Origin of the sequence: Streptomyces sp. NPDC059853 (assembly GCF_042731495.1) — a bacterium.
Classification (GTDB): Bacteria; Actinomycetota; Actinomycetes; order Streptomycetales; family Streptomycetaceae; genus Streptomyces.
Window position 1 is genome coordinate 1 of record NZ_JBHWJL010000305.1, and the last position, 6073, is coordinate 6073.

6 protein-coding genes and 1 pseudogene are annotated in these 6073 nt (G+C 74.6%); 4 read left to right on the forward strand and 3 right to left on the reverse strand.

Going from position 1 to position 6073, the window contains the following annotated elements:
• Positions 1 to 154 precede the first annotated feature (154 nt).
• The gene (locus ACFV5N_RS23365; protein ID WP_385603176.1) at positions 155 to 991 is read left to right on the forward strand and encodes a SigB/SigF/SigG family RNA polymerase sigma factor; all 837 of its coding nucleotides are present in this window, start codon (positions 155 to 157) and stop codon (positions 989 to 991) included.
• A gap of 37 nt (positions 992 to 1028) precedes the next feature.
• Here ACFV5N_RS23365 and ACFV5N_RS23370 read toward each other — a convergent pair whose 3' ends face one another.
• Positions 1029 to 1631, reverse strand: coding sequence for a TetR/AcrR family transcriptional regulator (locus tag ACFV5N_RS23370; protein WP_385603179.1), 603 nt, complete (start codon positions 1629 to 1631; stop codon positions 1029 to 1031).
• Between the two features lie 151 nt (positions 1632 to 1782).
• On the opposite strand from ACFV5N_RS23370, the gene ACFV5N_RS23375 reads away from it, so the two are divergent.
• Positions 1783 to 2637, forward strand: coding sequence for an NAD(P)H-binding protein (locus ACFV5N_RS23375; RefSeq protein WP_385603182.1), 855 nt, complete (start codon positions 1783 to 1785; stop codon positions 2635 to 2637).
• Positions 2638 to 2723: 86 nt separating this feature from the next.
• Here the strand turns inward: ACFV5N_RS23375 and ACFV5N_RS23380 are convergent, their stop codons facing one another.
• Together ACFV5N_RS23380 and ACFV5N_RS23385 are read right to left on the reverse strand one after the other, a co-directional pair.
• A complete protein-coding gene (locus ACFV5N_RS23380; RefSeq protein ID WP_026047640.1) occupies positions 2724 to 2924 on the reverse strand; it encodes a DUF1918 domain-containing protein in 201 nt (66 codons plus the stop codon).
• Between the two features lie 59 nt (positions 2925 to 2983).
• A complete protein-coding gene (locus tag ACFV5N_RS23385; protein ID WP_385603186.1) occupies positions 2984 to 3940 on the reverse strand; it encodes a DMT family transporter in 957 nt (318 codons plus the stop codon).
• On the opposite strand from ACFV5N_RS23385, the gene ACFV5N_RS23390 reads away from it, so the two are divergent.
• Positions 3939 to 5387, forward strand: coding sequence for a PLP-dependent aminotransferase family protein (locus ACFV5N_RS23390; RefSeq protein WP_385603189.1), 1449 nt, complete (start codon positions 3939 to 3941; stop codon positions 5385 to 5387). The genes ACFV5N_RS23385 and ACFV5N_RS23390 overlap by 2 nt on opposite strands.
• Before the next feature lie 62 nt (positions 5388 to 5449).
• A pseudogene (locus ACFV5N_RS23395) lies at positions 5450 to 5986 on the forward strand (histidine phosphatase family protein); the annotation flags it as partial.
• Positions 5987 to 6073: the final 87 nt, after the last annotated feature.

The window sequence follows — 6073 nt, forward strand, 5'->3', positions numbered from 1 at the left end:
GGCGGCGGGTAGCCGCCTTCGCAACCCGGGTCACGGGGCCGCCGCGCCGAGATGTGCGTTCCATGGCGAACCGGCAGACTTGAGCCCGGCACCGCATCCTCCCGGGGGAACAACCACAGACCCGCGCTTTTGGTCTCTGAGCTGGGAGAACGTCATGAACGGACCTGCCCGAGCCACTCCGGAACGCCGCCGCCGCCACGATGCCCCCGACACCCGGCCGCAGTTCGAGCGCATCGCCCACCTGCCGCCCTGCCGGGAGCGCGAGGAGCTGTACCGGGAGGTGGTCTGCGCCTGGATACCCATGGCCGACCGGCTGGCCCGCAAGTTCCGGCACCGCGGGGAGGCGCTGGAGGACCTGGAACAGGTCGCCGCCGTCGGGCTGATCAAGGCGGTACGTCATTTCGACCCGGAGCGCGGCGCGGCGTTCGAGAGCTACGCCGTGCCCACCATCGTCGGGGAGATGAAGCGGCACTTCCGTGACCACCTGTGGGACGTGCACGTGCCCCGGCGCACCCAGGAACTGCGCAACAAGGTGCGGGTGGCGGTCCGCGAACTGGACCAGCGGACCGGCGACCGCGGCAGCGACGTCCCCCGGCTGTCCCGGCACACCGGGCTCACCGAGGAGGAGGTCGAGACCGGGCTGCGGGCCCTGGAGAGCTACAGCGCGCTGTCGCTGAACGCGGAACTGCCCGGCTCGGACGGGGACCACGCGCTCCAGGACACCCTCGGCGCGCCCGACCCCGGGTTCGACCTGGTGGTGGACCGGGAGGCGGTGCGCGCCCCGCTGCAATCCCTGCCCGAGCGCGAGCGGACCATCCTGTACCTGCGGTTCTTCCACGGCATGACCCAGAGCGGGATCGCCGGGCGGCTGGGCATCTCGCAGATGCATGTCTCCCGCCTCCTCACCCGCGCCTGCGAGCAGGTGCGCCGGGAGGTGGAGGACGGCGGGGACGGTACCGGGCGGACCCCGGTCGGCAGCGGGCCCGGCTGACGGTCGGGCGGCAGGCCGTCCCGGCCGGTCCGGCGGGTCAGCGTCCGCCGGAAGGGGCCGAGCCACCGCGGATGCCGTCCAGGAGATAGCGGGTGCGGCGGTCGTAGGCGTCCCGGGGAGGCCGCTCGCCGTGCTTGAGGGCGAGGGCGTTGTCGACGACGAGTGCGTGGAGATCGCCCGCCGTGAACTCGGGTCGCAGCACACCGGCGGCCCGCGCCGCCGCGACAAGCTCCTCGTTGGCCCGGCTGCCGGCCCGGCAGATCTCCATGAGCTGCGGCGCGTCCGGATAGATCTGCAACAGCACGTCGTTGACGGCGGGCTGTCGGTACTGGAGGTCGCGGAGCGCCGTCAGGTAGTACGTGACGCGCTCGCCGGTGTTGTCGATGGTCCGTGTGCGGTCGATGACGGTGAACAGCTCCCTCGCCACGACCTCTTCGATGACGGCTTCGATGAGGCCGATCCGCCCGCCGAACCGGTTGAAGATCGTGGCCTTGCTCACCCCCGCCGCCTTGGCGACCTCCTCCATCGGCACCGTCAGGCCCTGTCCCCGGAAGGCGCCGATCGCGGCGGAGCGGATCTGTTCGGAATTGCGCCGGGCGTCGGCACGCAGCCCGGATCCCGCAGGGGTCGCGGCGGCCATGGCTCCCACCGGTCCTTTCCGTTGCTCGGCGCAATTTGACTCAGTGGGTCAGTTTACTTACGGTCGGAGGCACTGGATAACGTGACCATAGTGGTCAACTTATGAACCCGCCCCCGGGCGGACACCGTGGGTACGCAGAAGGGCCGAGAGCATGATCGTTGTCACCGGTGCCACCGGAGGGCTGGGCGGCGCCATCGTCGAACACCTCCTCAGGAGCGTACCCGCCGACCGGATCGGCGTCAGCGTCCGCGACGCCGGCCGGGCGCGGCACCTCGCCGAGCGGGGCGTGCGGGTGCGGCAGGGCTCCTACGAGGAACCGGCCACGCTCCGCGAGGCGTTCGCCGGTGCGGAGCAGGTACTGCTGGTGTCCGGCAACGATCCGGCCGCCGACGTGGTGGGCCTGCATCGCAACGCCGTCGAAGCCGCGGTCGCGGCCGGCGCCCGGCGGATCCTCTACACGAGCCAGCAGGGAACCGTTCCCGGCAATCCGTACCGGCCGTCGGGCATCCACCTCGCCACCGAGGCGATCCTCCGCGACGCGGGAGTCGCCTGGACCGCCCTGCGCAACGGCGCCTACGGCCCGCTCGATCAGGTACTCGGCCCGTGGCGGCAAACCGGCGTGATCGCCCAGCCGGAAGACGGCCCCGTGCCGTACACCGACCGCGCCGATGTCGCCGAGGCCACCGCGGTCATCCTCGCCGGTGACCGCTCCTTCGACGGCCCCGTCACCCTCACCGCGCCGACCGCCGTCACCTTCGAGGATGTCGCCGGCATCGCCTCCGGTCTCACCGGCCGTACGGTCGAGCGGGTCGTCGTGGACGACGAACGGTGGGTCGCCGGTCAGATCACGAACGGTGTGCCCGAGCCGATGGCCCGGCTGCTGCTCACCTGGTACCGGGCCGCGCGCGCGGGCTACTTCGCCGCGGCCGGCCCCGAACTGGCCGGACTCCTGGGCCGCGAGCCCCGCACGGTCGCCGACCGGCTCGCGGCCCACCCGGCCGCCTGAAGCCGAGCGCCTGTCCGGCCGCCACCACGACGCCGCGAGGCGCCGCAACCGGCGGCGCGGCGCCACGAAGATCCGATGGGCAGGTCCTAGCCGCCGCGCCGTTCCGTCCGGTGCTCGACCACGGTGTCGGGGCCGGGGGAGAGCACGCTCTCGTGGCCGTCCCGGGAGCGGACCCGGTACGGCGGCGCGCCGTCGGAGCCCAGGACTTCCACCACTTCGCTGACCCGGTCCTCCCGGCCCACCGTCCTGCCGTGGGTCACCATCCGGTCGCCCGCTTTCGCTCGCATCGTCATCCCTCCCGTCGCCCGTCATGTCCTGGATGTGATGCTTGTCACCACTTTCCAGTTTAGGACCGGGGGCGCGTCCCGGCGTGCGGAGGCCGGGACGGGGCCAGCTGGGTGACCGCGATGCAGGAGAGCACGGCCAGCGCGGTGACGGGCGCGGCCCAGGTCATGCTCTCGCCCAGCAGCAGGGAGGCCCACACCAGCGTGAGCAGCGGCTGGGCGAGCTGGAGCTGGCTCGCCCGGGCGACACCGGCCCGCGCCAGGCCCCGGTACCAGACCACCAGCCCGCCGAACTGGGACACCAGCGCCACCCACAGCAGCCCGGTGACGGCCCGGGCGGTCGGCTCGACCGGCTCCACGGACACGGCCAGCACGGCGGCGGGCAGGGCGAGCGGCAGGGAGAGCAGCAGAGCCCAGGAGATCACCTGCCAGCCGGGCAGCTCCCGGGCCAACCGGCCGCCCTCGCCGTAGGCGGCGGCGGTGATCAGCAGCGCGGCGGCGAGATAGAGGTCGCCCCGGGCCAGGGAGCCGCCGCCGGTGCCGAGGGCGAAGGCGACGACGGCGGCGGCCCCCGCCCCGGCCGCGGCCCAGAAGGCGACGGAGGGGCGGCTGCCGGAACGCAGCGTGCCGTACACCGCGGTGGTCAGCGGCAGCAGGCCCACCACGACCGCGGCGTGCGAGGTGGAGGAGGTCTGCAGCGCCAGCGCGGTGAGCAGCGGGAAGCCGATGACGGTGCCGCAGGCGACGACGGCCAGCCCCGTCCGGTGCCGGGGCGCGGGAAGCGGGGCGCGGGTCACGCGCAGGGCGACGGCCGCGCCGACGGCCGCGAGCACGATGCGCAGCGCGGTGGTGCTCCAGGGCCCGAAGCCGTCCATCGCCCAGGCGGTGCCGGGCAGGGTGAAGGAGAAGGCGAGCACGCCGAGTGCGGCGAGCGCGATCCCGCCGCGGTCCGTGCCGGGCACCGGCGGGGTGGCGACCGCTATCCCGGTGCGCTCGATAGCGCTACTGTCTGCTCTCATGCACCACGGTAGCAGTGAAGCGGAGTTGGCCCATCTCCTGCGGGAGGAGCTGAACCGCTACTCACCAGGGGAGAAGCTGCCGTCCAGCCGGGTCCTGGTCGAACGCCACCGCGTCAGCCCCGTCACCGTGTCGAGGGCGCTGGCGGCGCTCGCCGCCGAGGGACTGGTCGTCACCCGGCCCGGCGCCGGTGCCTTCCGGGCCGCGCCGCGACCCGCCGTCCCCCCGCCCGGCGACACCTCCTGGCAGGAGGTCGCACTGACCGCCGAGACCCCGGCCGACGGCGGACCGCGCGGCGCCGACGCCACCGGTGTGCTGGCCACCCTCGCCGCGCCACCGCCGGGGGTCATCGAGTTCAACGGCGGGTATCTGCCGCCCGGTCTGCGCCCCGAACGGGCCCTGTCGGCGGCCCTGGCCCGGGCCGGACGGCGGCCGGGCGCGTGGGACCGCCCGCCGATGGAGGGCCTGGAGGAACTGCGCGCCTGGTTCGCCCGGGAGATCGGCGGTCCGGACGGCACCGTATCCGCCTCCGGCGTGCTCATCACGGCGGGCGGCCAGAGCGCGCTCACCACCGCCCTGCGCGCCCTCGCCCCGCAGGGCTCGGCCGTCCTGGTCGAGTCGCCCACCTACCCGGGGCTCCTCGCCGCCGCCCACGCCTCCGGCCTGCGCCCGGTGCCGGTGCCGCTCGACCACGACGGGATCCGCCCCGACCTGCTGGAACGCGCCTTCGCCGCCAGCGGAGCCCGGGTGCTGGTCTGCCAGCCGCTGTTCCAGAACCCCACCGGGGCCGTCCTGCACCCCGGACGCCGGGCCAGGGTCCTTGCCGCGGCCCGCGCGGCGGGGGCCTTCGTGATCGAGGACGACTTCGCCCGCTGGCTCGCCCACGACGACGCCGGGACGCTGCCCCCGGCCCTCGCCGCGGACGACCCGGACGGGGTGGTGGTGCACGTCCGCTCCCTCACCAAGATCACCTCCCCGAGCCTGCGGGTCGGCGCCCTCGCGGCCCGGGGCCCGGCCTTCGAACGGCTGCGGGCGATCCAGCTGGTCGACAGTTTCTTCGTCCCCCGCCCCCTCCAGGAGACCGCGCTGGAGCTGATCAGCTCCCCGGCCTGGACCCGCCATCTGCGCACGGTGGCCACCGAACTGCGGCTGCGCCGGACGGCCACGACCACCGCGCTCGCCACCGGACTCCCCGAGGCGCCACCGCCGTTCGTCCCCCGCGGCGGGTACCACCTGTGGCTACGGCTGCCGGAGGGCACCGACCCGGCGGCGGTGGCGGACGCGGCCCTGCGCGCCGGAGTCGCGCTCGCCCCGGGCGGCCCCTACTTCGCCGCCGAGCCGCCGTCCCCGTATCTGCGGCTGAGCTTCGCCCCGGCGGCGGGCGTCGCCGAGATCGGCGAGGGGGTGCGCCGGCTGCGCTCGGTGTGGCCCGGGCGGACGGGTGCGTAAAACCGCCGGAGATTTACGTCGCCGTAGTGGTGCGGTACACAGGTGGCTCGTACCATCGCGCCATGCTGGTCACGCTGATCGCCGCTGCCCGCACCTCCCCCCTCCTGGACACCCGCTTCGGCGACGACCGTCCGCTGGACGCCGCCGGCTGGCAGGCACTGGAACGGGCCGTACCGGCGCTGGCCCCGCTGGCCGCCGCCGACCTGCGGTACTGCTCGCCCACCGCGGGCAGCCGGCAGACCGGCGAGGTGCTCGGCTACGCGCCGCTGGCGCAACCGGCCCTGCGGGAGTGCGACATGGGGCGGTGGAGCGGACTGACCCTCGCCGAGGTGACCGCCCGCGAACCGGCCGCCGTGGACGCCTGGCTGAACGACCCGCGCGCCGCGCCGCACGGCGGTGAGGCGCTGCTGTCGTTCATCGCCCGGGTCGGCGGCTGGCTCGACACCCGCCCGCTGGCGGACGACGGCCGGATCGTCGCCGTCACCGAACCCTCGGTGATCCGGGCGGCCATGCTGTACGCCCTCAAGGCGCCGCCGCACGCGTACTGGCGCACGGAGATCTATCCGCTGTCGGTCGTCAGCCTGCACGGGGCGCGGGGACTGGGAGCTGGAAATCCGGTACGCGTCGGAGCCGCAGCTCGCGAAGGGCGGGTCGACGCCGACCGAGGCGCCGCAGAACTGGCCGTC